1 protein-coding gene is annotated in these 263 nt (G+C 63.1%); it reads left to right on the top strand.

What is annotated here, in order from left to right:
- Nucleotides 1-33: 33 nt before the first annotated feature.
- Nucleotides 34-263 (top strand): hypothetical protein (locus KVS67_RS12190; RefSeq protein ID WP_217565467.1); only part of this gene is annotated, 230 nt, incomplete at its 3' end.

The raw sequence follows: 263 nt of genomic DNA, 5'->3' as shown, positions 1-263 counted from the left end.
CGACGGGTAGGCGTCAACGTCGAGCAGCACGGTGTGATCTACACACCCGAAGGCGACCTTGAAGACCTTGGGGACATCGACGACCTGATCAGGCGCTCCAACGGCGCCCTTCCGCCGACGCCACGGCACGCCCCACGCACACTCCAGCGTGCCTACGGCCACGTTTTCATCACGGGGTATGAGGACGGGACGGTAGAGATCATCCAGCAGCTCCAGAAGATCGCCTCGAGTGGCATCGATGACTATGCGGACGATGTCGCCGC

The organism is Micrococcus sp. GbtcB5 (assembly GCF_019091605.1).
Lineage (GTDB): Bacteria > Actinomycetota > Actinomycetes > Actinomycetales > Micrococcaceae > Micrococcus > Micrococcus luteus.
This window is presented reverse-complemented; position numbering and strand designations above follow the sequence as displayed.